Raw genomic sequence first — 20,598 nt, forward strand, 5'->3', positions numbered from 1 at the left:
CGCTTGCGCATCACTTGCCGCGCAGGGCGAGCACTTCGGCCGGCTGCACCAGCTGGCCCGTCTTGTTCGACCAGCTGTTCTTGGTGTACGTGGCCACGGCCGCGAGGTCGGTGTCGCTCAGTTGCTTCCAGGACGGCATGGCGCCGTTGTTCTGGCCGTTGAGCAGCACATGCAGTTGCACCGAGTGGTCGGCGTCGAGCACCTTCGGATCGCCGTCGAGCGCCTTGATCGGGCCCGCGCCCTTGCCGTTGGCCTGGTGGCAGGCCGCGCAGTTGGCGGCATAGACCTTCTCGCCGCGAACCAGCATGTCGGGCAGCGTCCAGACCTTGGTCGGGTCGTCGAGCTTGGCGGCGGCGATCTTGCGCTGGTCGGCCACCCAGGCGGTGTAGTCGGCGGCCGAGACCACTTTCACCTGGATCGGCATGAAGGCGTGTTCCTTGCCGCACAGTTCCTGGCACTGGCCGTAGTAGGTGCCGATGGTCTCGGCGCGGAACCAGGTGTCGCGCACGAAGCCGGGAATGGCGTCCTGCTTGAGGCCCAGCTGCGGCACAGCGAAGGCGTGGATCACGTCGTTGGCGGTGGTAATGATGCGGATCTTCTTGTTGACCGGCACCACCAGCGGGTAGTCGACCTTGAGCAGGTAGTCGTCAGGCATCGCGCCCTTGGCACCGGCGTCGGACATGGCGCGCTGCGAGCTGTCGAGCGTGGAGATGAAGGCCAGGCCCTCGCCTTCGCCGTTCAGGTAGTCGTAGCCCCATTTCCACTGGTAGCCCGTGGTCTTGATCGTGAGGTCGGCGTTGGTGGTGTCCTTCTGGGCCACCAGCACCTTGGTGGCGGGCAGCGCCATGACGATCACGATGAGGAAGGGCACGATGGTCCAGATGACCTCGACCACCACCGACTCATGGAAGTTGGCGGCCTTGTGGCCCACCGACTTGCGGTGCTTCCAGATGGAATAGAACATGACCGCGAACACGGCGACGAAGATGACCGTGCACAGGATCATCATGATCGTGTGGAGCAGATGCTGCTCCTGCGCGATCTTGGTCACGCCGACCGGAAGATTCAACTGGCGCACCGAAGGGCCGCCGGGTAGATCGTTGACTGCGTGCGCCGCGCTGCTGAAAGCCGCGCCGGCCGCCAGCAACAGATTCGCCGGCCTGTACTTATTGCGCCAAATGCTCTTCATCGTGTTCACGTTTCTTCAATTTTTCGACAAACCCAACCGTGCAGCACTGCGCGAGCCCCCTCAGGCGCCACGCAACGCCATGCGAATCTCGCGGGCCAAAGCCGCACGCAACTCCGGGCGTACATAGCGCCCCACCCTGACCGATCGACCCTGCCCCGAGACCTCGATCAGCGAGCGATCGCCGGCCTGGGGTTCGACCCGCACCTGGTGCGGAAGAAATTCAGTGCGCTCGTAGTGCCCGCCGTTCTCGAGCTCGACGACGAGGCGTCCCTCCTGCAGCGCGATCTTTTCGCCATCGGTCGCGTGCCGCGCATAGACCATGAAAGCGAATCCGACAGCGGCCAGTTCGAGCCAGGCGAAAGGCAGAACCAGCGGCGCACCGTGCAGCCAGAACAGGGTGCCGATGCCGAGCGATACCACGCACAGCGAGGCGTAGAGCCAGCCCAGCTGGCTCGGCGTCACCGAGCAGTTCCGCTTCAGGAACCAGTGGATGCTCTGGCCTGAAACGGTGGCAAATCGAAACACGGAATTCGACACGGGCGAGTTCAGCAAATCGGTGCGTCGACGGTCGCCAAACCCTTCGTACAAACAGGATCCGACACCCCTCGATCGCGGGACAATACCCGCGAGTTTCACGCAACGGCGGATTGTAGCGGGTAGATACCTGCGCCAGAGTGCCCTGTGGGACGCCTACGGGTCACTACTAGTAGGCAAGAAACGGCCTGTGCGCCAAGCGTTTTTGCCAGGCCGAAAGCCGGCGATCAGGCGCCTGGGCGACCCCGTTGCAGCATCGATCGCATCTCGCGCAGCGACACCGCGCTTTCGGCCGACAGCGACACGCGCGGCACCGGCTTGAACGCATGGCCGTAGATGACCTCGAAGGTCAGCGCGATGCGCCCGCCGCCCTCCTCGGCCGGCGCGAGATCGGGCAGCGCCTTCTTCAGCGACTGGTGCCAGGCCTTGCCGCGCAGCGCCGGAAAGCGCCCCGGGTGCAGGTTGCGCCCCAGCGTGCGCAGCTCTGCGAGCGCCGCCTCGGGCGTGGCCCAGGTCAGCACGATGCGCTCCATGTCCATCACGGGTTCGGCGAAGCCGGCGTGCACCAGCATGTCGCCCCAGTCGTGCATGTCGGTGTACTCGTGGCCCGCCGCCGGCCAGCCCAGGCGGGCATGCAGCGCGCGCAGTTCGCGCACGGTGTCGGGGCCGAGGCACGAGAACATCAGGAAGCCGTCGGTGGCCACCAGCTTGTGCCAGTGCGCGATGAGTGCCTCGGGGTCGGCCGCCATGTGCAGCGACATATTGGCCCAGAGAAGGTCGACGCCGTCTTCGGGCGGTGCGTCGAAGCGCGCCTTGCCGGCCTGCCAGCGGCGCGCGCTCCACCACGGGGCGGCCAGCGCCTGGCCGGTGGCGGCAGCGAGCACGGGCTCGGGTTCGATGACGAAGGAGGCGGCGTCCTTGTAGCGACGGGCGACCAGTTCATGGGCCTCGAGGCCGCCGCGCAGGGGCGCCCAGTCGGCCCAGCTGCGGGGCTGGGCCTTGATCCATTGCAGCCGGTCTTCCATGCGGCGGCCGATTTCTTCGTGCAGCCAGGGGGAGCCTTCGGCGGGCGCAAGGCGACGCCAGCGGGCGGCCGCCGTGGCATCGATGGTCGGCGGTCGTCTTGAGGGGTCGGTGGCCATGGGGCAGTGAGTATATTGAGCGATGTCCAGCCTGCGCGCCCTGTGGCCTTTCCGGCCTTTCACTTCGCTGCTCGCGCGGTTGCCGAGCCAGTGCGCGGTCTGCCGCGCGTGGCCGTCGCGCCCGGTGTGCGACGCCTGCGTGGCCCGCTTCGCCCCGCCGGCGGCGCGCTGCGGCGGCTGCGCCCTGCCGCTGCCCGAAGGCGTCACCCGCTGCGGCGAGTGCGTGGCACACCCGCCGCCGCTCGATGCCTGTCTTGCCGCCTGCACCTACGCATGGCCGTGGCCTGACGCCATCGCCGCCTTCAAATTTCGCGGAGAAGCAGGCTGGGCCGGCCCCTTCGCCATGCTGATGCGCAGCGCGCCCTGGGTCGAGCCCGCGCTGGAGCAATGCGACCTGGTGCTGCCGATGCCGCTGGCGCCCGGCCGGTTGCGCGAACGCGGCTTCAACCAGGCACATGAACTCGCGCGGCGCCTGTCTTCGGGCAAGACCGACGCGACCCTTCTGCTGCGCACCCGAGAGACACCGGCCCAGAGCGGCCTCGCGCGCGCCGAGCGGCTGCGCAACCTGCGCGGCGCCTTCGCCGTGGAGCCGCTGCGCGCCGAAAGAATCAGGGGCCGGCGCATCGTGCTGGTCGACGACGTGATGACCAGCGGCGCATCGCTGTTCGCGGCCGCCGAACCCCTGCGGCTGGCCGGCGCCGCCCATATCACGGCGGTGGTGCTGGCCCGCACCGACCCGCCGCGCTGAACCCCGTGCCCGGGGCGCCGACAATCGGCGCATGTTCCATATCGTCCTGGTCCACCCCGAGATTCCGCCGAACACCGGCAACGTCATACGGCTCGCCGCCAACACCGGCTGCACGCTGCATCTGGTCGAGCCGCTCGGCTTTTCGATGGACGACCGCCTGCTGCGCCGCGCCGGGCTCGACTATCACGAGTACGCCGAAGTCAAGCGCCACGCCGACTGGCAGGCCCTGCTCGCCGCCGAACAGCCCCCGGCCGACCGGATGTTCGCCCTCACCACCCGCGGCACGCGGGCCGTGCACGATGTGCGCTTCCAGCCCGGCGACTGGCTGGTCTTCGGCTCGGAGACCAGCGGCCTGCCGCCCGCCGTGCGCGACGGTTTCGCCGAGCCGCAGCGCCTGCGGCTGCCGATGCGCGAAGGACAGCGCAGCCTGAACCTCTCAAACGCGGTGGCCGTGACCGTGTTCGAAGCCTGGCGGCAGAACGGCTTCGGCTGACACAAAGACACAAAGTCGCAGGCCCTCATTCCGGCGAAAGTGCATCCGCCGCGGAACGCCCGCCGTATGGAAAGCATGCCGGCCGCAAAGCGACCCGGCATCTGGTCCATCCACCGCATGTCCGAGGAGTCTTGCCATGAACACCCAGTCGATTGCCCTTGCCGCATTTGCCACGCTGGCTTTTGCCGGCGCCGCCCACGCCTTCCAGGGCGAGCAGAACCCGCTGCCGCCGGCGCCCTTCCAGTCGACGCTGTCGCGAGCACAGGTGCAGGCCGATGCGCGCCAACCGTTCAGGGTCACCAATGGCGGCACCGGCGCGCTGCAGGCCCGCAACGGCAGCACCGACCGCAACGCGGTGCGCCAGAGCGCCCTGAGCATCACTCGCCAGGGCGCGGCCACCTACGGCGACGTGACCGACCGCCGGATGTAAGCCTGAAAGGAGAAGGTCAGCGGTAGCGCCGCGCCACCGACTCCGCCACGCAGGCCGGCTTGGCCGCGCCTTCGAGTTCGATGGTGGTTTCCCAGGTCATCTGGAAGCCGTCGTCGGCAATCGGCTCGGAGCTCAGCAGCTTCATGCGCGCGCGCAGCCGTTTACCCACCGGCACCGGCGACATGAAGCGCACCCGGTTCATGCCGTAGTTCACGCCCATGCGCGACTCCACCACGTCGATGGCCGCCTCGAAGAAGCGCGGCAGCAGCGACAGCGTGAGGAAGCCGTGCGCGATCGGCGCGCCGAACGGGCCGGCCTTGGCCCGCTCCACGTCGACATGGATCCACTGGTGGTCGCCCGTCGCCTCGGCGAACAGGTTGACCTGCTCCTGCGTGATGGTGATCCAGTCGCTCACGGCGACTTCCTGGCCGACGCAGGCGGAGAGATCCTGAAGGGTCTGGAATGTCTTTTTGGTCATGCGGGGCATTCTGGAGCCAAGGGCGCGGGGCCGGCTGTCGGGCTCGCGACAACCGGGCTCAGGGAAAACCGGGAGACGACTTCAGGCGTCGAGCCACTGGCAGATCGGCTGCCACTGCTCCAGGTCGCGCTGCACGCGACCCGGCGCGATGTCGAACATCGTGAGCCCGCGCGCCGCCAGTTGCACATAGTTCTGGGTATCACGCAACTCGCCGATCACCGGCACGCCCAGCCCCTGGATGAACTCGTGCAGCCGGTCGGCGGCCAGCGTGCGGGCATTCACCCGCATGCCGACGAGGCCGATCTGCGTTTTCTCGGCGCGGCGCTGTTCCTTGAGCCGGTCGAGAAAGTCGCGCGTCGCGTAGATGTCGAAGATGCTCGGCTGCAGCGGCACGATCACCCGGTCGGCCAGCGCCAGCACTTCCTTGAAGCGCCAGCCGTGCAGGCCGGCCGGCGTGTCCAGCACCGCGTGCGTGGTGCCGCGCGGCGGCCTGACCACGGTGCTGTCGCCGGTGGCCTCCCAGGTGGCGATGGGCCGGGCCTGGGGCGGGCGCAGGCCCAGCCACAGGCGGGAAGACTGCTGGCGGTCCACGTCCCCCAGCATCACGGCATGGCCTCGGCTTGCGAAATAGCCCGCGACATTCGTCGCGATCGTCGACTTGCCGACCCCGCCCTTGGGATTGGCGACCAGAACCACCGGCATAAGGCTTTCCTCCAGAACTGGGACAGCCGGAATGGTAGTCGCTGGCGTGTTTTTGCCCGACGCGCCGGCCCCGACTGAGATATGTTCTCTGCCATGACGACAACAACATCCATGGGAAACACCGCCGCCGGTCCCGGCGGCATCTACGTGCTGGCGGCGCACCCGCACTGGCGCGACTCGCGCGTCAACCGCCGGATGCTGGCCGCCGCCCGCGCCGTACCGGGCGTCGACGTGAACGACCTCTACGGCAGCTACCCCGACTTTTCCATCGACATCGAGGCCGAACAGGCCCGGCTCTCCCAGGCCAGCCTGGTGGTGCTGCTGCACCCGATCCAGTGGTATTCCATGCCCGCGCTGCAGAAGCTCTGGCTCGACGACGTGCTCGCCTACGGCTGGGCCTACGGCCCCGGCGGCACGGCGCTGCAGGGCAAGGACCTCTGGCTGGTGGCCACCACCGGCAGCCCGGAGCCCAGCTACCACCCGCAGAGCTACCACCGCTACTTCTTCGACGCCTTCCTGCCGCCGTACGAGCAGACAGCCGCGCTGTGCGGCATGCGCTTCCTGCCGCCGCTGATCTTCTACGGCGCGCGCAGCGCCCCGGAAGCCGAGGTGGCCGCGCACGTGCAGACCTTCGCCCAGCGCCTGGGCAGCTACCCCGACTGGCCCGAGATCGAGGAACTCGACACCTGCATCGCCTGCCCGGTGCCCGAAACCGACCGCCCGGCCGATTCCGACGACATCGGCAAGGTCGTGTCCAACGCCTTCCACGCCGCCATGACCCACGGGCTGGCCGCGGCCTCCACGAGCAAGGCGCCCTGAATGGAACACGCACCCGCCTGGCTGACCAACAGCCTCATCTACCTGAGCGCCGCCGTGCTGGTGGTGCCGCTGTCCAAGGCCCTGGGCCTCGGCTCGATCATCGGCTACCTCGTGGCCGGCATCGCCATCGGCCCCTGGGGGCTGGGCCTGGTGTCCAGCGTCCAGGACGTGCTGCACTTCGCCGAGTTCGGCGTGGTGCTGATGCTCTTTCTGGTCGGCCTCGAGCTGGAGCCCAAGCGCCTGTGGAACCTGCGCCGCCCGATCTTCGGCTGGGGCACGGCGCAGGTGCTCAGCTGCGCCGCCGTGCTGTTCGCCGCGGGCTGCGTCGTGGGCGCCGAATGGCGCGTGGCGCTGGTGGCCTCGCTGGGCCTGGCGCTGTCGTCCACCGCCATCGCGCTGCAGGTGTTCGGCGAACGCAACCTGCTGAAGACGCCGAGCGGACAGGCCGGCTTCTCGATCCTGCTGTTCCAGGACGTGGCGGCCATTCCCATCCTCGCGCTGCTGCCGCTGCTGGCCGGCGCCACCGCCGCCGAGCAGTCGATCAGCGGGCTCGACCGCGCGCTGGAGGCCGCGAAGATCATCGGCGTGATCGGCGGCATCATCCTCGGCGGCCGGCTGCTGCTGCGCCCGGTGCTGCGCTGGATCGCCCGCAGCGACACGCCCGAGATCTTCACCGCCGCCGCGCTGCTGCTGGTGGTGGCCATCGCGGCGCTGATGCAGCTGGTGGGCCTGTCGATGGCGCTGGGCGCCTTCCTGGCCGGCGTGCTGCTGGCCGAGAGCGAGTACCGGCGCGAGCTGGAAACCGACATCGAGCCCTTCAAGGGCTTGCTGCTGGGCCTGTTCTTCATTGCCGTGGGCATGTCGATCAACTTCGGCGTGCTGATCGCCAGCCCCTGGGTCATGGCGGCGCTGGTGGTCGGCTTCATGGTCGTCAAGCTGGCGGTGATCTATGCGCTGGCCAAGGCCATGGGCATCGCCTACCAGGAGCGGCCTGTGTTCACGCTGCTGCTCGCGCAGGGCGGCGAGTTCGCGTTCGTGGTGTTCCAGGCCGCGGGGCCCGACGTGCTGCCGCCCGAGATCACGTCGCTGCTGATCGGCGCTGTCGCGCTGTCGATGCTGCTGTCGCCCCTGCTGCTGGTGCTGCTCGACAAGTTCGTGCTGCCGCGCTACAGCCGCAACCACGGCCCGCAGCTCGAAGAAATCTCGGAGCAGCAGGATGCCAAGGTGCTGATCTGCGGCTTCGGCCGCTACGGCCAGATCGTCGGGCGCATGCTGATGTCGCAGGGCCTGCGCGTGACGGTGCTCGACCATGACGCCGACACCGTCGAAGGCTTGCGGCAGTTCGGCTTTCGCGTGTTCTACGGCGACGCGACGCGGCTCGACCTGCTGCGCACCGCGGGCGCCGGCACGGCCAAGGCCATCGTGGTGGCGGTGGACGACATCGAGCAGTCGCTGGAAATCGTCGACCTCGTGAAAGAGAACTTCCCGCAGGCCCGCATCATCGCGCGGGCGCGCAACGTGACGCACCTGTTCCAGCTGCGCGACCGCGGCGTGACGGATGTAGAGCGCGAGGTGTTCGAGTCGTCGTTGCGCAGCGCCCGCGCCACGCTGGAAGCGCTGGGCTGGCCGGCGCACGAGGCACGCGAATCGACGATGCGGTTTCGCCGCCGGAACATCAAGCTCAGCGACGAGATCTATCCGCACTACAAGGACCGCGCCAAGCTGATCGCCGCCAACAAGGCGGGGCGCCAGCAGTTCGAGGAACAGATGGCGCGCGAACGGGAGGAGCGGCAGCGCCGCTCCGGGCGCGACTGGGACCGGCTCGAGGAAGAAGAGCAGGCCGAGCAGGCGCCCTAGATCGCGACGGTCAGATAAACGCCTTCGCGGCCCACCAGCGCCGCGCGGGTCGGCATGAAGATCGTGCAGTCGTCGCAAGGCGATCGGATTTCATGGCCGTCATCGACCGCGATCAGCTCGCCCTTCTGGAAGACTTCGAAGCCGAGCACCGGCCGCGCGAAGGCGAAGCTCTCGGTCTTCACCATGTGCACTTCGAGCAGGCGGAATCGGCGCGCCGGCGCCTTCGCCTCGGCAGCCGCCGGCGCATCGACCAGCCCCAGGTGCGCCAGAAAGCGCAGCGTCACGTCGGTGGCCAGGTCGGCCGCGGAGCGGCTGAAATGCTGGCCGCATTCCACGACCACCGCGCCGCCATCGGCACCTGCTTCGCCGTGGCGGCCGTAGCCCGTCACGCCGGTGCCGGGCGCGCCACCCAGCGGCATCACCAGGTGCACCAGCGGATTGCCGACGGCCAGCGCCAGCTCGGCGTTGCGCTCGAACTCCGGGTACACCCAGAAAGGCTGCACCGGCGCGCGCGTCGAGTGGATGTCGAGCACGTAGTCGGCCGCGTCCAGCACCGGCCGCAGCTCGCGCGCGCGGCGCAGCTCGGGGCTCTGTTCGCTGCCGTCGAGCATGGCCTTCGACCAGATGCGGTTGAGGTTGTGCACCAGCTGGCGGTTGTCGTAGGGCCGCCCGATGTCGAAGGCGTTGTAGGCCTCCACGTTCGCGAAGCTCACGGTGAGCGTGCCGGTCTTCGGGCGCACGCCGGTGTCCAGCAGGTGCGTGGCGGCGACCATGCCGCAGATCTCGTTGCCGTGGGTCAGCGCGTTGACCAGCACGTGCGGCCCCGGCCGGCCCGACTCGAAGCGGTGCACGTAGTCGATGCCGGTGTTGCCCTGCTTGTAGGCGGAGATGTCGCGCGGCAGCACCTCCAGCGGCGCGGTGTCGGGCGCGAACGATGCCTCGGTCATGCCGCCGCTCATTCGCCGCGAATGCCGGCGCGCTTGACGAGGTCGCCGTAGACCGCGAGCCGCTCCGACATCATGGCGGTGAACTGCGCGGGCGACTGCGCCTCGGGCGGCAGCGAGCCGCGCGACTCCAGCGCCTCGACCATCGACGGCTGGTCGGCCACCGAGCGCACCGCCTTGTGCAGCGCCGCGATGACTTCCGGCGGCGTCTTGGCGGGCGCCGCCAGGCCGATCCACGAAGTGGTGTTCAGCACCGGGTAGCCCAGTTCCGCGAAGGTCGGGATGTCGGGCAGCGCCGCCACGCGCGTGGGCGAGGCCACGGCCAGCGCGCGCAGCTTGCCGGCCTGGATCTGCGGCAGGAAGGGCGCGAGGTTGTCGAGCCCGAACTGCACTTCGTTCGAGATCAGCGCGGTGACCAGCGGGCCGCCGCCGCGGTAAGGCACGTGAGTGGCGTTGAGCTGCAGCTGCGACTTCATCAGCTCCACGTTGAGCTGGCCCATGCTGCCCGGGCCCGCGCTGCAGTAGTTGAGCTCGCCGGGGCGCGACTTCACCAGCGCGACGAATTCCTTGAAGTTCTTCGCGGGCACGGCCGGGTTGACCAGCAGCACGTTGATCGAGCGCGCGAGCTGGCTGATCGACGCGAAGTCCTTGATGGGGTCGTAGCCGGGGTTGGGCTGGGTGAGCGGGTTGGCCAGGTGCGAGCTCTGCGACGACGCGACCAGCGTGTAGCCGTCGGGCTTGGCGCGCGCCACCTGCGCGCTGGCGATGGAGCCGCCGGCGCCGGCACGGTTGTCGATGACCACCGCCGTGCCCAGCGCCTTGGCGAGCGGGTCGGCATACAGCCGCGCGATCAGGTCCACGGAACCGCCCGCCGGGAACGGCACCACCAGCGTGACGGGCCGCGAAGGCCACGCCTGCGCGCGCGCCGCCAGCGGCAGCATCGACACGAGGCCGGCGGCGAGGATCTCGCGGCGGCGCAACGCCGCGGCGGTGGAGATGGGATTCATGGAGCGTCCTGTAGCGGGATTTTGAAGTGGGCGCATTGTTGCAAGATGATTTCAATTTTGCAATGACCATTGCAAAATTAGGCCCAACGCGAATCAACGCGCAGAATGCGCGCGACCATGAATCTGAACCAACGCATCTCGGGCTACGGCAGGAAACTCACCAGGAGCGAGCAGCGCCTGATCGAGGAACTGCAGACGCGCTACCCCCAGGGCCTGCTCGAATCTGCAACGAGCCTTGCAAAGAAGGTGGGCACCAGCGCCTCCACCGTGGTGCGACTGCTGGCCAAGCTGGGCTACCCCAGCTACGCCGAGGCGCAGCTGGAGGCCCGCTCCGAGGTGACCGCGCGGCTGTCATCGCCGGCCACGCGGGCGGACGCCGTCATCGCCGACGACGCCTCGGTGCGCACCTGCCTGGCCAATGCGCTGCTGCACGACCAGCACAACCTGGCATCGACCTTCGCGGCGCTCGACGTCGCCGCCTTCGAGGGCGCGGTGCGCCTGCTCACGCAGCGCAAGGCGCGCGTTCACGTGACCGGGCAGCGGCACGCGGCGTCGCTGGCCGGCCATCTCGCGCTGCACCTGAACCTGTGCCTGCCCGACGTGCGCCCCATGTCCGGCGCCGGGCCGCTGCTCATGGAAGACCAGTTGCTGTGGGTCGGCGAGCAGGACGTGCTGCTGGCCGTCACCTTCAGGCGCCACGCGCTCGCCACCGCGCGCGCGGCCAGGTATTTCAAGGAAAAGGGCGCGAAGGTCATCGTCATCACCGACGCGCCCTCGGTGGCCGCGGCGGCCTCGGCCGACCATGTGATGCTGGTGCGCACGTCGAGCGCCTCCCCCTTCGATTCGTACACCGCCGCGTTCTCGCTATGCAACGCGCTGGTCACCGCCGTGGTGCAGCGGCGCAGGAAGGAACTGGGCGCCGCGCTCGAACGCGGCGACGCCCTATGGGAGCAGCACTGGAACGACGTGCCCGCGCAGCCTTCGGCGAAGAAGCCGCCGGCCGCCTGAGCGGCTCAGCCTCCTGAAGCCGCGCCCAGCTTCAGCAGGCGCATCGCATTGCCCTTGAGGATGCCGGGCATCACCTCGGGCTTGAAGCCCGCGTTTTCGAAGTCGCGCATCCAGCGGTCGGGCGTGATCAGCGGATAGTCGCTGCCGAACAGCACGCGGTCTTTCAGCAGCGTGTTGGCGTACTGCACCAGCTGCTTCGGAAAGTACTTGGGGCTCCAGCCCGACAGGTCGATCCACACATTGGGCTTGTGCGTGGCCACGCTCAGCGCCTCGTCCTGCCAGGGGAAGCTGGGGTGCGCCATGACGATCTGCATGTCGGGGAAGTCGATGGCCACGTCGTCCAGGTGCATCGGGTTGCTGTACTCCAGCCGCAGGCCGCCGCCGCAGCGCATGCCCGAGCCGATGCCGCTGTGGCCGGTGTGGAAGATGGCCGGCAGGCCGTATTCGGCGATCACCTCGTAGATGGGCCAGGCCATGCGGTCGTAAGGGTGGTAGCCCTGCACCGTGGGATGGAACTTGAAGCCCTTCACGCCGTGCTCCTCGATGAGCCTGCGGGCCTCGCGCGCGCCCATCTTTCCCTTGTGCGGATCGACGCTGCCGAAGGCGATCATGATGTCGCTGTTGTTCTTCGCGGCATCGGCGATCTCTTCGTTCGGGATGCGCCGGCGGCCCATGTTCGACTCCGCGTCGACCATGAACATCACCAGCCCGATCTTTCTTTCACGGTAGTACGCCACGCTCTCGGCGATGGTGGGCCGGCCGCTGGAGCCGAAGTACTTGTCGGCGGCGCGGTCGTATTCCTCGCCGTAGTTGTCGAACGGGTTCCAGCAGCTGACTTCGGCGTGCGTGTGGATGTCGATCGCAACAAGGTTCTCGTGGTCCATGTGTTTGTCTCCAGTGCGGGTAAGTCCCTAGCTTGGGGTGGGCTTGAATGCCTTGAATTGATTATTTCTCATAACCATAATCCAACGCAACCCCGGACACCTTCCCATGACCAATCCAGACCTCCACCTCGACATCCGCGACGAAGTCGCCATCGTCCGTCTGACGCGCGGCGCCAAGCGCAACGCGCTGTCGGACGGCCTGATCCTCGCACTGCGCGACACGTTCGAAAAGCTGCCTTCCACCGTGCGCGCCGCGGTGATCGACGGCGAGGGCCCGCACTTCTGCGCCGGCCTCGACCTGAGCGAACTGAAGGAGCGCGACGCCGGCCAGGGCATGCAGCACTCGCGCATGTGGCACGCGGCGCTCGACCTGATCCAGCACGGCCCGGTGCCGGTGATCGCCGCGCTGCACGGCGCGGTGGTCGGCGGCGGGCTCGAACTGGCCAGCGCCTGCCACATCCGCGTGGCTGACCGCAGCACCTTCTACGCGCTGCCCGAAGGCTCGCGCGGCATCTTCGTGGGCGGCGGCGGCTCGGTGCGCATTCCCAAGCTGATCGGCGTGGCCCGCATGACCGACATGATGATGACCGGCCGCGTCTACAACGCCGAGGAAGGCGAGCGCGCCAACTTCGCGCAGTACCTCGTGGACGAGGGCACCGCCTTCGACAAGGCCTTCGAACTCGCCAAGCGCGTGGCCACCAACGCGCCGCTGACCAACTACGCGCTGATGCATGCGCTGCCGCGCATCGCCGAGCAGTCGGCCGACCACGGCTTCTTCACCGAGGCGCTGATCTCCGGCATCACGCAGGCCGCCCCCGAAGCCAAGCAGCGCGTGCGCGACTTCCTCGAAGGGCGCGGCGCGAAAGTGAGCAAGGGATGAGCGCCGTCCGATACCGCCCGCTGGTCTTCGGCGTGACGCGCGCAGTCTTGCGCGACGGCGCGCCGGGCACGCAGTACCTGAGCGCCGAGACACAGCTCGCCCCCTACCGCGAGCGCATGACCGACCGCCTCGCCTACTGGGCCGAGCGCACGCCCGATCGCACCTTCATCGCCCGCCGCGAACGGCTGGCCGACGGCAGCACCGGCGACTGGGTGCGCGTGAGCTACGCGCAGGCGCTGAAGGAAGCGCGCGGCATCGGACAAGCCCTGCTGGACCGCGGCCTGAGCGCCGAGCGCCCCGTGGCCATCCTCAGCGAGAACGGCATCGAGCATGCGCTGCTCGCGCTCGGCTGCCTCTACGCCGGCGTGCCCTACTGCCCCGTGTCGCCGCCCTACTCGCTGGTGAGCCAGGACTTCGAGAAGCTGCGCCACGTCTTCGACACACTCACACCGGGCCTCGTGTTCGCAAGCGACGCGGCACGCTTCGCCAAGGCCATCGCGGCGGTCGTGCCGGCGGACACCGAAGTCGTGCTCGCCCAGGGCACGCTCGAAGGCCGCCCCACCACCGCGTTCGACGCGCTGGCCTCCACACCCGCCACGCCCGCCATCGACGAAGCGATGCGGGCGACCGGCCCCGACACCATCACCAAGTTCCTCTTCACCTCGGGCTCCACCAAGATGCCCAAGGCGGTGATCAACACGCACCGCATGTGGTGCGCCAACCAGCAGCAGCTGCGCCAGTCGATTCCCGCGCTGGGCGACGAGCCGCCGGTGCTGGTCGACTGGCTGCCGTGGAACCACACCTTCGGCGGCAACCACAACGTGGGCATCGTGCTGGACAACGGCGGCACGCTCTACGTCGACGACGGCAAGCCCACGCCCGCCGGCATGGCCGAGACGCTGCGCAACCTGCGCGAGATCGCGCCCACCATCTACTTCAACGTGCCCACCGGCTTCGAGGCCATCGCGCACGCCATGGAGACCGACGCGGTGCTGCGCCGCAACCTGCTGTCGCGCGTGAAGATGTTCTTCTACTCGGGCGCCGCGCTGTCGCAGCCCGTGTGGGACAGCCTGCACCGCACGCAGGAGTCGGAAGTGGGCGAGCGCATCGTCATGGGCACCGGCCTGGGCATGACCGAGTCGGGCCCCTTCGCGCTGTACGTGACCGGCCCCGACGTGAAGTCGGGCGACGTGGGCCTGCCCGCACCGGGCATCGAGCTGAAGCTGATCGAGGTCGACGGCAAGACCGAGGTGCGCTACCGCGGCCCCAACATCACGCCCGGCTACTGGCGCGCACCGGAAGCCACCGCCGAGGCCTTCGACGAGGAAGGCTTCTTCTCCACCGGCGACGCGGTGAAGTGGATCGACGACGCCGACATCCACCGCGGCCTGCGTTTCGACGGCCGCATCGCGGAAGACTTCAAGCTCGCCACCGGCACTTTCGTGAGCGTAGGCCCGATGCGCGCGAAGATCATCGCGGCCGGCTCGCCCTACGTGCAGGACGCGGTGCTGACCGGCATCAACCTGAAGGAAGTGGGCGCGCTGATCTTCCCGACGCAGAAGGTGCGCCAGCTCGCCGGCCTGCCGGCCGACGCCACCATGCGGCAGGTGCTCGAAAGCGCGCCGGTGCAGGCGCACTTCCAGCAGGTGGTCGACACGCTGGCCGCCGGCGCCACCGGCAGCGCCAACCGCATCGCGCGGCTGCACCTGATGGCCGAGCCGCCGTCCATCGACAAGGGCGAAGTCACCGACAAGGGCTCCATCAACCAGCGCGCGGTGCTCAAGCACCGCGCCGAACTGGCCGACGCGATGCACGGCGCCGCGCTGCCCTTCACCCTCAAGCCCCGCTAAACACTCCAGGAGACAGAACACCATGAAGATCGAAGGACAGGCAGCACTCGTCACCGGCGGCGCCTCGGGCCTGGGCGAGGCCACCGCGCGCGAGCTCGCGCGCCTGGGCGCCAAGGTCGCCGTGCTCGACCGCAACGCCGCGCTGGCAGAGAAAGTGGCGGCCGAGATCGGCGGCGTCGCCTGCGTCTGCGACATCACCGACACCGACAGCGTGAACGCTGCGCTCGACAAGGCCGAGGCCGCGCACGGCACCGCGCGCATCCTGATGAACGTGGCCGGCATCGGCAGCGCCAGGCGCATCGTCGGCAAGGACGGCAACCCCGCCCCGCTCGAAGACTTCGTGCGCGTGGTCAACATCAACCTGATCGGCGGCTACAACATGGCCCGCCTGTTCGCGGCGCGCTGCGCGAAGCTGCCGGCGCTCGACAACGGCGATGAAAAAGGCGAGAAGGGCGTGATGCTCTTCACCGCCTCCGTGGCGGCCTTCGACGGCCAGGTGGGCCAGCAGGCTTACAGCGCCTCCAAGGGCGGCCTGGTCGGCATGACGCTGCCGATGGCGCGCGACCTCGCGCAGCACGCCATCCGCGTGTGCACCGTGGCGCCGGGCCTCTTCGCCACGCCGCTGCTGCTGGAGCTGCCCGAGCCGGTACAGCAGTCGCTGGCCGCCTCCATTCCCTTCCCGCCGCGCCTGGGCAAGCCGTCGGAGTTCGCCGAACTGGCCTGCCACATCGTCACCAACGGCCACCTCAACGGCGAGGTGATCCGCCTCGACGGCGCGCTGCGCATGGCGCCGCGCTGAGTCGCACTCTTTCGCGTACCCGAGTTCCCGCCTTCACAACGTATCAGGAGACATCGATGACCTTCAAGAAGACCACCCTCGCCGCCGTGCTGGCGCTCATGGCCGCCGGCTTCGCGCATGCCGACATCACCATCGGCGTGGTGCAGCCGCTCACCGGCCCGGCCTCGGGCCTGGGCATTCCGGTGAAGAACGGCATCGCGATCTGGCCCAAGACCATCGCGGGCGAAACGCTCAAGGTGGTGGTGCTCGACGACGCGACCGACCCGACCACGGGCGTGAAGGACGCCCAGCGCCTGGTCACCGAGGACAAGGCCGACATCATCATCGGCTCCAGCGCCACGCCCGTGGCCATTCCCATGGCCGACGTGACGGCCGAGTCGGGCACGCCGCAGCTGTCGACCGCGCCGGCCGGCCTGCCGCCGGGCAAGGACAAGTGGTTCTTCCGCCTGCCGCAGTCGAACGACGTGATGGCCTACGCCGTGGTCGCGCACATGAAGAAGCAGAACGTGAAGACGGTCGGCTTCCTCGGCTATACCGATGCCTACGGCGAACTGTGGCTCAAGGCGCTCACCGCCGAAGCCGCCAAGAACGGCATCAAGATCGTCGCCACCGAGCGCTTCGCGCGCGCCGACACCAGCGTGACCGGCCAGGTGCTCAAGCTCACCTCGGCCAACCCCGACGCGATCCTGATCGTGGCCTCGGGCAGCGGCGCCGGCATGCCGCAGAAGGCGGTGATGGAGCGCGGCTACAAGGGCAAGGTCTACCAGACGCACGCCGCCGCCACGCAAGACCTGATGCGCACCGCCGGCAAGGACGCCGAAGGCACCTTCGTGGTGTCGGGCCCCGCCACGGTGGCTGAGCAATTGCCCGACAGCCATCCGTCGAAGGCAGCCGCGGTCGCCTTCGTGCAGGGCTACGAGAAGGCTTATGGCCCCGGCTCGCGCAACCAGTTCGCCGGCCACGCGGCCGATGCGCTCACGGTGCTCGAGAAGGCCGTGCCCGTGGCGCTCAAGAAGGCCAAGCCCGGCACGCCGGAGTTCCGCGCCGCGCTGCGCGACGCGCTCGAGGGCATGGGCCGCACGGTGCTCGCGCACGGCGTGCTGAACTGGACCGCGCAGGACCACTGGGGCTACACGACCGAAACCGGCGTGATGCTCAAGGTGGTGAACGGCGCGTTCAAGGTCGAGCAGTAAACCCTTTCTCCAGCCGCATCACACACACGCCATGGATCTCTCGATCGCCAGCATCCTGACGCTGGACGGCCTCACCAATGGCGCGATCTATGCCCTGCTGGGCATGGGCATCGTGCTCGTCTTCACGGTGACCCGCGTCATCTTCATCCCGCAGGGCGAATTCGTGGCGTACGGCGCGCTGACGCTGGCGATCTTCCAGACCGGCAAGACGCCGGGCACGGTGTGGCTGCTGCTCATCCTGGCCGGCGTCGCCGCGCTGATGGACCTGGTCACCATCTGGCGCCACAGCGGCAGCGCGGCCGCCGGGCTGAAGGCGGCGCTGCGCACCTTCGCGCTGCCGGCCGTGGTCTGCGCGGTGTCGGCCTGGGCCGGCCCGCGCAACCTGCCGATCGGCGTGCAGGCGCTGCTCACGGTGTTCATCGTCACGGCCTTCGGGCCGCTGGTGTACCGGGTGGCGTATCAATCGCTGGCGGGCGCGAGTTCGCTGGTGCTGCTGATCGTCTCGGTCGGCGTGCATTTCGCGATGACGGGGCTGGGCCTGCTGTTCTTCGGGGCCGAGGGCTTTCGCAATCCGCCGTTCTGGGACGAGCGCATGGCGCTCGGGCCGCTGAACGTGAGCGGGCAGGCGCTGATCATCTTCGGCGTGTCGGCGGCGTTGATCGTGCTGCTGTGGCTCTTCTTCGAGCGCAGCCTGTACGGCAAGGCGCTGCGCGCGACCGCGGTGAACCGGCTCGGCGCGCGGCTGATGGGCATTTCCACGCAGGCCGCGGGGCAGCTCACCTTCGCGATGGCGGCGCTGATCGGCGCGCTGTCGGGCCTGCTGATCGGGCCGACGACCACCGTGTTCTACGACTCGGGCTTCCTCATCGGCCTGAAGGGCTTCGTGGCGGGCGTCATCGCCGGCCTGGCGAGCTACCCGGGCGCGCTGGTCGGCGCCCTGGCCGTGGGCGTGATCGAGGCCTTCGGTTCTTTCTGGGCGAGCTCGTTCAAGGAAGTGATCGTGTTCACCATCATCCTGCCGGTGCTGCTGTGGCGCTCGCTGCGCAGCGGCCATTCGGACGAGGAGCATTGACATGGAAGCCCTGCTGAAATCCGAAACCGCCGCGCCCGCGCCCGACAAGAGCGCGCTGCGCACCTGGGGCCCGCTCGCGCTGATCCTGGTGCTGGCCGTTCTGCCGTTCCTGCCGCTGCCCGACTTCTGGATCATCCAGCTCAACTACATCGGCATCTACACGCTGCCGGTGCTGGGCCTCGTGCTGCTCACCGGCGTGGGCGGCCTCACCTCGTTCGGGCAGGCGGCCTTCGTGGGCATCGGCGCGTACACCACCGCCTATCTCACGGTGAACACCGGGCTGTCGCCGTGGGTCACGCTCTTCATCGGGCTGGCGCTCACCGGCATCAGCGCCGCGATCATCGGCGCGATCACGCTGCGCATGTCGGGGCACTACCTGCCGCTGGCGACCATCGCCTGGGCGCTGTCGCTCTACTACCTCATGGGCAACCTGGACGCGCTGGGCAAGTACGACGGCATCCTGGGCGTGAAGGGGCTGTCGCTGTTCGGCTTCGAGTTCGGGCAGCAGCGGTTCTTCTACGGCGTGGTGTGGGTCTTCGCGATCGTCGCGGCATTCGCGGTGATACGGCTGCTCGACTCGCGCAGCGGCCGCGCCATCCGCTCGCTGGCCGGCGGCTCGCAGATGGCCGAGGCCATGGGCGTGAACACGCTGCGCTTCAAGATCGGCATCTTCGTGCTGGCGGCCATGCTGGCATCGATCTCGGGCTGGCTGTTCGCGCACTTCCAGCGCACGGTGAACCCCTCGCCCTTCGGGCTGAAGATGGGCATCGAGTACCTGTTCATGGCGGTGCTCGGCGGCGCGGCCCATGTGTGGGGCGCGATTGCCGGCGCGGGCGTGGTCAAGCTGCTCGAAGACCAGCTGCAGGTGCTGCTGCCCAAGCTCATCGGCACGGCCGGCAGCTACGAGCTGATCGTGTTCGGCATCATGATCGTGCTGGTGCTGAAGTACCTGCCCGAAGGGCTCTGGGCTTTTGTCGATCGGCGCCTGCCGCGTCCGCGCCGCACCGTCGACTGGCAGGACGCGAAAGACCTGCCCGCGCGCGCCAAGCCGGCGGCCGGCGAAGTGGTGCTCGACGTGCAGGCCATCCGCAAGACCTTCGGCGGGCTGGTGGCAGTGAACGACATCAGTTTCCAGACGCGCGCCGGCCAGATCGTCGGGCTGATCGGGCCGAACGGCGCCGGCAAGTCGACCACCTTCAACCTCGTGACCGGCGTGCTCTCGCTGTCGGGCGGCGCGGTGCGTTTCCGCGGCGAGGCCATCGGCGGACTGGGCGCGCGGCAGATCGCCCAGCGCGGCGTGTCGCGCACCTTCCAGCACGTGAAGATGGTGGCTGACATGACGGTGCTGGAGAACGTGGCGCTCGGCGCGCACCTGCGCGGCCAGCGCGGCGCCATCGCCGCGATGCTGCGCACCGACCGCCAGGAAGAGCGCGCGCTGTTCCGCGAGGCCGAGCGCCAGTTGCGACGCGTGGGCATGGGCGAGTACCTGCACGAGCTGGCGGGCAACCTGGCGATGGGCCAGCAGCGCCTGCTGGAAATCGCGCGCGCGCTGTGCGCCGACCCCGCCCTGCTGCTGCTCGACGAGCCGGCCGCGGGCCTGCGCCACAAGGAAAAGGAAGCGCTGGGCAAGGTGCTGCGCCAGCTGCGCGACGAGGGCATGAGCATCCTGCTGGTCGAGCACGACATGGGGCTGGTGATGGACATCTGCGACCACATCGTGGTGATGGAGTTCGGCACGCACCTGATGGAGGGCACGCCTGCCCAGGTGCAGAACAGCGACAAGGTGCGCGCCGCGTACCTGGGAACGGAACACTGACATGACGACACCCCTGCTTCGCATCCGCGACCTGCACGCCGGCTACGGCCGCGCCGAAGTGCTGCACGGCATCGACCTGCAGGCCGACCAGGGCCGCGTCGTCACCGTGATCGGCCCGAACGGCGCCGGCAAGTCGACCCTGCTCAACGCGCTGATGGGCGTGCTGCCGTCCAAGGGCGGCATCGAGTTCAAGGGCCAGCCCATCTCGGCGATGACGCTCGAGGAACGGGTGATGCTCGGCATCGCGCTGGTGCCCGAGAAGCGCGAGCTGTTCGGCACCATGCCGGTGGAAGACAACCTCGTGCTCGGCGCCTTCCGCCAGGTGCGGCTGCGCAACCGGCAATGGCGCGACCGCATCGACGAGGTCTACACGCTGTTCCCGCGCCTGAAAGAGCGGCGCGCGCAGCTGGCCGGCACGCTCTCCGGCGGCGAGCGGCAGATGCTCGCGGTGGGCCGCGCGCTGATGTCGCGTCCCACGCTGCTGATGCTCGACGAACCCAGCCTGGGGCTGGCGCCGCTGGTGGTGCAGGAAATCTTCCGCACGGTCGATGCGCTGCGCGCCACGGGCGTGACGATCCTGCTGGTGGAGCAGAACGCGCGCGCCGCGCTCGAAGTGGCGGACCACGGCTACGTGCTCGAAATGGGCAGCGTGAGCCTCGAAGGCGAGGCCGGCAAGCTCGCGGTCGATCCGCGCGTGATCGACACCTACCTGGGCGCGGCACGCAAGGCCGCCTGACGGCAAGACACGGACCA

At 68.9% G+C, this 20,598-nt stretch carries 21 protein-coding genes; 13 read left to right on the top strand and 8 right to left on the bottom strand.

The window, feature by feature from the left end; genetic code table 11:
- Positions 1-10 precede the first annotated feature (10 nt).
- The 3 genes from coxB to L3V85_RS28380 form a co-directional block, all read right to left on the bottom strand.
- Positions 11-1,189 (bottom strand): cytochrome c oxidase subunit II, encoded by a 1,179-nt coding sequence (gene coxB / locus L3V85_RS28370; RefSeq protein ID WP_093247366.1) that lies wholly within the window; start codon positions 1,187-1,189, stop codon positions 11-13.
- A 60-nt stretch (positions 1,190-1,249) separates the two neighbouring features.
- Complete coding sequence (locus tag L3V85_RS28375; protein ID WP_081269930.1) at positions 1,250-1,726, bottom strand: DUF2244 domain-containing protein; 477 nt, start codon at positions 1,724-1,726, stop codon at positions 1,250-1,252.
- 224 nt (positions 1,727-1,950) lie between these two features.
- Complete coding sequence (locus L3V85_RS28380) at positions 1,951-2,865, bottom strand: class I SAM-dependent methyltransferase (RefSeq protein ID WP_237675974.1); 915 nt, start codon at positions 2,863-2,865, stop codon at positions 1,951-1,953.
- 22 nt (positions 2,866-2,887) lie between these two features.
- Between L3V85_RS28380 and L3V85_RS28385 the strand changes: the two genes are divergently transcribed.
- The 3 genes from L3V85_RS28385 to L3V85_RS28395 all read left to right on the top strand — a co-directional run bounded on the left by L3V85_RS28385 (position 2,888) and on the right by L3V85_RS28395 (position 4,536).
- Positions 2,888-3,613 carry a ComF family protein gene (locus L3V85_RS28385; RefSeq protein ID WP_237675975.1) on the top strand — a complete coding sequence of 242 codons (726 nt, stop codon included), beginning with the start codon at positions 2,888-2,890 and terminating at the stop codon, positions 3,611-3,613.
- Between the two features lie 31 nt (positions 3,614-3,644).
- Positions 3,645-4,106, top strand: a complete 462-nt coding sequence (trmL, locus tag L3V85_RS28390) for a tRNA (uridine(34)/cytosine(34)/5-carboxymethylaminomethyluridine(34)-2'-O)-methyltransferase TrmL (RefSeq protein ID WP_237675976.1) — start codon at positions 3,645-3,647, stop codon at positions 4,104-4,106.
- 136 nt (positions 4,107-4,242) lie between these two features.
- Positions 4,243-4,536: a DUF4148 domain-containing protein gene (locus L3V85_RS28395; protein ID WP_237675977.1), complete on the top strand. Its 294-nt coding sequence runs from the start codon at positions 4,243-4,245 to the stop codon at positions 4,534-4,536.
- A 16-nt stretch (positions 4,537-4,552) separates the two neighbouring features.
- Here the strand turns inward: L3V85_RS28395 and L3V85_RS28400 are convergent, their stop codons facing one another.
- Entirely contained in the window at positions 4,553-5,023 is a 471-nt protein-coding gene (locus L3V85_RS28400) for a MaoC family dehydratase (protein WP_187112127.1), read from the bottom strand.
- 72 nt (positions 5,024-5,095) lie between these two features.
- Entirely contained in the window at positions 5,096-5,716 is a 621-nt protein-coding gene (locus L3V85_RS28405; RefSeq protein WP_237675978.1) for a ParA family protein, read from the bottom strand.
- Between the two features lie 93 nt (positions 5,717-5,809).
- Between L3V85_RS28405 and L3V85_RS28410 the strand changes: the two genes are divergently transcribed.
- Together L3V85_RS28410 and kefC are read left to right on the top strand one after the other, a co-directional pair.
- Positions 5,810-6,535, top strand: a complete 726-nt coding sequence (locus L3V85_RS28410; protein ID WP_237675979.1) for an NAD(P)H-dependent oxidoreductase — start codon at positions 5,810-5,812, stop codon at positions 6,533-6,535.
- The gene (gene kefC / locus L3V85_RS28415) at positions 6,536-8,392 is read left to right on the top strand and encodes a glutathione-regulated potassium-efflux system protein KefC (protein ID WP_237675980.1); all 1,857 of its coding nucleotides are present in this window, start codon (positions 6,536-6,538) and stop codon (positions 8,390-8,392) included.
- On the opposite strand, the gene L3V85_RS28420 is transcribed toward kefC, so the two are convergent.
- Together L3V85_RS28420 and L3V85_RS28425 are read right to left on the bottom strand one after the other, a co-directional pair.
- Positions 8,389-9,339 (bottom strand): succinylglutamate desuccinylase/aspartoacylase domain-containing protein, encoded by a 951-nt coding sequence (locus L3V85_RS28420; RefSeq protein ID WP_237675981.1) that lies wholly within the window; start codon positions 9,337-9,339, stop codon positions 8,389-8,391. The genes kefC and L3V85_RS28420 overlap by 4 nt on opposite strands.
- Positions 9,340-9,347: 8 nt before the next feature.
- A complete protein-coding gene (locus L3V85_RS28425) occupies positions 9,348-10,343 on the bottom strand; it encodes a Bug family tripartite tricarboxylate transporter substrate binding protein (RefSeq protein WP_237675982.1) in 996 nt (331 codons plus the stop codon).
- A 117-nt stretch (positions 10,344-10,460) separates the two neighbouring features.
- Here L3V85_RS28425 and L3V85_RS28430 point away from each other — a divergent pair, with 117 nt between their 5' ends.
- Positions 10,461-11,351, top strand: coding sequence for a MurR/RpiR family transcriptional regulator (locus L3V85_RS28430; RefSeq protein ID WP_237675983.1), 891 nt, complete (start codon positions 10,461-10,463; stop codon positions 11,349-11,351).
- Positions 11,352-11,356: 5 nt separating this feature from the next.
- On the opposite strand, the gene L3V85_RS28435 is transcribed toward L3V85_RS28430, so the two are convergent.
- Positions 11,357-12,235 carry an amidohydrolase family protein gene (locus L3V85_RS28435; RefSeq protein ID WP_237675984.1) on the bottom strand — a complete coding sequence of 293 codons (879 nt, stop codon included), beginning with the start codon at positions 12,233-12,235 and terminating at the stop codon, positions 11,357-11,359.
- A gap of 106 nt (positions 12,236-12,341) precedes the next feature.
- Here L3V85_RS28435 and L3V85_RS28440 point away from each other — a divergent pair, with 106 nt between their 5' ends.
- Genes L3V85_RS28440 through L3V85_RS28470 form a run of 7 tightly spaced genes read left to right on the top strand, consistent with a single transcriptional unit; the run spans position 12,342 to position 20,581 of the window.
- Entirely contained in the window at positions 12,342-13,115 is a 774-nt protein-coding gene (locus L3V85_RS28440; protein WP_237675985.1) for a crotonase/enoyl-CoA hydratase family protein, read from the top strand.
- Positions 13,112-14,965 (top strand): feruloyl-CoA synthase, encoded by a 1,854-nt coding sequence (locus tag L3V85_RS28445; protein WP_237675986.1) that lies wholly within the window; start codon positions 13,112-13,114, stop codon positions 14,963-14,965. Before L3V85_RS28440 ends, L3V85_RS28445 begins: the two co-directional genes overlap by 4 nt.
- Positions 14,966-14,987: 22 nt before the next feature.
- Positions 14,988-15,764 (top strand): SDR family NAD(P)-dependent oxidoreductase, encoded by a 777-nt coding sequence (locus tag L3V85_RS28450; RefSeq protein ID WP_237675987.1) that lies wholly within the window; start codon positions 14,988-14,990, stop codon positions 15,762-15,764.
- A gap of 56 nt (positions 15,765-15,820) precedes the next feature.
- Positions 15,821-16,957, top strand: coding sequence for an ABC transporter substrate-binding protein (locus L3V85_RS28455; protein ID WP_237675988.1), 1,137 nt, complete (start codon positions 15,821-15,823; stop codon positions 16,955-16,957).
- A 31-nt stretch (positions 16,958-16,988) separates the two neighbouring features.
- On the top strand, positions 16,989-18,029 hold the full coding sequence (locus tag L3V85_RS28460; RefSeq protein WP_237675989.1) for a branched-chain amino acid ABC transporter permease: 1,041 nt from the start codon (positions 16,989-16,991) through the stop codon (positions 18,027-18,029).
- Between the two features lies 1 nt (position 18,030).
- A complete protein-coding gene (locus L3V85_RS28465) occupies positions 18,031-19,845 on the top strand; it encodes an ABC transporter permease subunit (protein ID WP_237675990.1) in 1,815 nt (604 codons plus the stop codon).
- A 1-nt stretch (position 19,846) separates the two neighbouring features.
- Positions 19,847-20,581: an ABC transporter ATP-binding protein gene (locus L3V85_RS28470; RefSeq protein WP_237675991.1), complete on the top strand. Its 735-nt coding sequence runs from the start codon at positions 19,847-19,849 to the stop codon at positions 20,579-20,581.
- The last annotated feature ends 17 nt before the right edge of the window (positions 20,582-20,598 follow it).

This window comes from Variovorax paradoxus, from assembly GCF_022009635.1.
GTDB lineage: Bacteria > Pseudomonadota > Gammaproteobacteria > Burkholderiales > Burkholderiaceae_C > Variovorax.

Coding starts and splice junctions, on each gene's coding strand:
- L3V85_RS28420 (WP_237675981.1), bottom strand. CDS start 9,339: ATGACCGAGGCATCGTTCGCGCCCGACACCGCGCCGCTGGAGGTGCTG.
- kefC (WP_237675980.1), top strand. CDS start 6,536: ATGGAACACGCACCCGCCTGGCTGACCAACAGCCTCATCTACCTGAGC.
- L3V85_RS28450 (WP_237675987.1), top strand. CDS start 14,988: ATGAAGATCGAAGGACAGGCAGCACTCGTCACCGGCGGCGCCTCGGGC.
- trmL (WP_237675976.1), top strand. CDS start 3,645: ATGTTCCATATCGTCCTGGTCCACCCCGAGATTCCGCCGAACACCGGC.
- L3V85_RS28460 (WP_237675989.1), top strand. CDS start 16,989: ATGGATCTCTCGATCGCCAGCATCCTGACGCTGGACGGCCTCACCAAT.
- L3V85_RS28435 (WP_237675984.1), bottom strand. CDS start 12,235: ATGGACCACGAGAACCTTGTTGCGATCGACATCCACACGCACGCCGAA.
- L3V85_RS28400 (WP_187112127.1), bottom strand. CDS start 5,023: ATGCCCCGCATGACCAAAAAGACATTCCAGACCCTTCAGGATCTCTCC.
- L3V85_RS28440 (WP_237675985.1), top strand. CDS start 12,342: ATGACCAATCCAGACCTCCACCTCGACATCCGCGACGAAGTCGCCATC.
- L3V85_RS28380 (WP_237675974.1), bottom strand. CDS start 2,865: ATGGCCACCGACCCCTCAAGACGACCGCCGACCATCGATGCCACGGCG.
- L3V85_RS28395 (WP_237675977.1), top strand. CDS start 4,243: ATGAACACCCAGTCGATTGCCCTTGCCGCATTTGCCACGCTGGCTTTT.
- L3V85_RS28455 (WP_237675988.1), top strand. CDS start 15,821: ATGACCTTCAAGAAGACCACCCTCGCCGCCGTGCTGGCGCTCATGGCC.
- L3V85_RS28425 (WP_237675982.1), bottom strand. CDS start 10,343: ATGAATCCCATCTCCACCGCCGCGGCGTTGCGCCGCCGCGAGATCCTC.
- L3V85_RS28385 (WP_237675975.1), top strand. CDS start 2,888: ATGTCCAGCCTGCGCGCCCTGTGGCCTTTCCGGCCTTTCACTTCGCTG.
- L3V85_RS28445 (WP_237675986.1), top strand. CDS start 13,112: ATGAGCGCCGTCCGATACCGCCCGCTGGTCTTCGGCGTGACGCGCGCA.
- coxB (WP_093247366.1), bottom strand. CDS start 1,189: ATGAAGAGCATTTGGCGCAATAAGTACAGGCCGGCGAATCTGTTGCTG.
- L3V85_RS28465 (WP_237675990.1), top strand. CDS start 18,031: ATGGAAGCCCTGCTGAAATCCGAAACCGCCGCGCCCGCGCCCGACAAG.
- L3V85_RS28470 (WP_237675991.1), top strand. CDS start 19,847: ATGACGACACCCCTGCTTCGCATCCGCGACCTGCACGCCGGCTACGGC.
- L3V85_RS28430 (WP_237675983.1), top strand. CDS start 10,461: ATGAATCTGAACCAACGCATCTCGGGCTACGGCAGGAAACTCACCAGG.
- L3V85_RS28410 (WP_237675979.1), top strand. CDS start 5,810: ATGACGACAACAACATCCATGGGAAACACCGCCGCCGGTCCCGGCGGC.
- L3V85_RS28405 (WP_237675978.1), bottom strand. CDS start 5,716: ATGCCGGTGGTTCTGGTCGCCAATCCCAAGGGCGGGGTCGGCAAGTCG.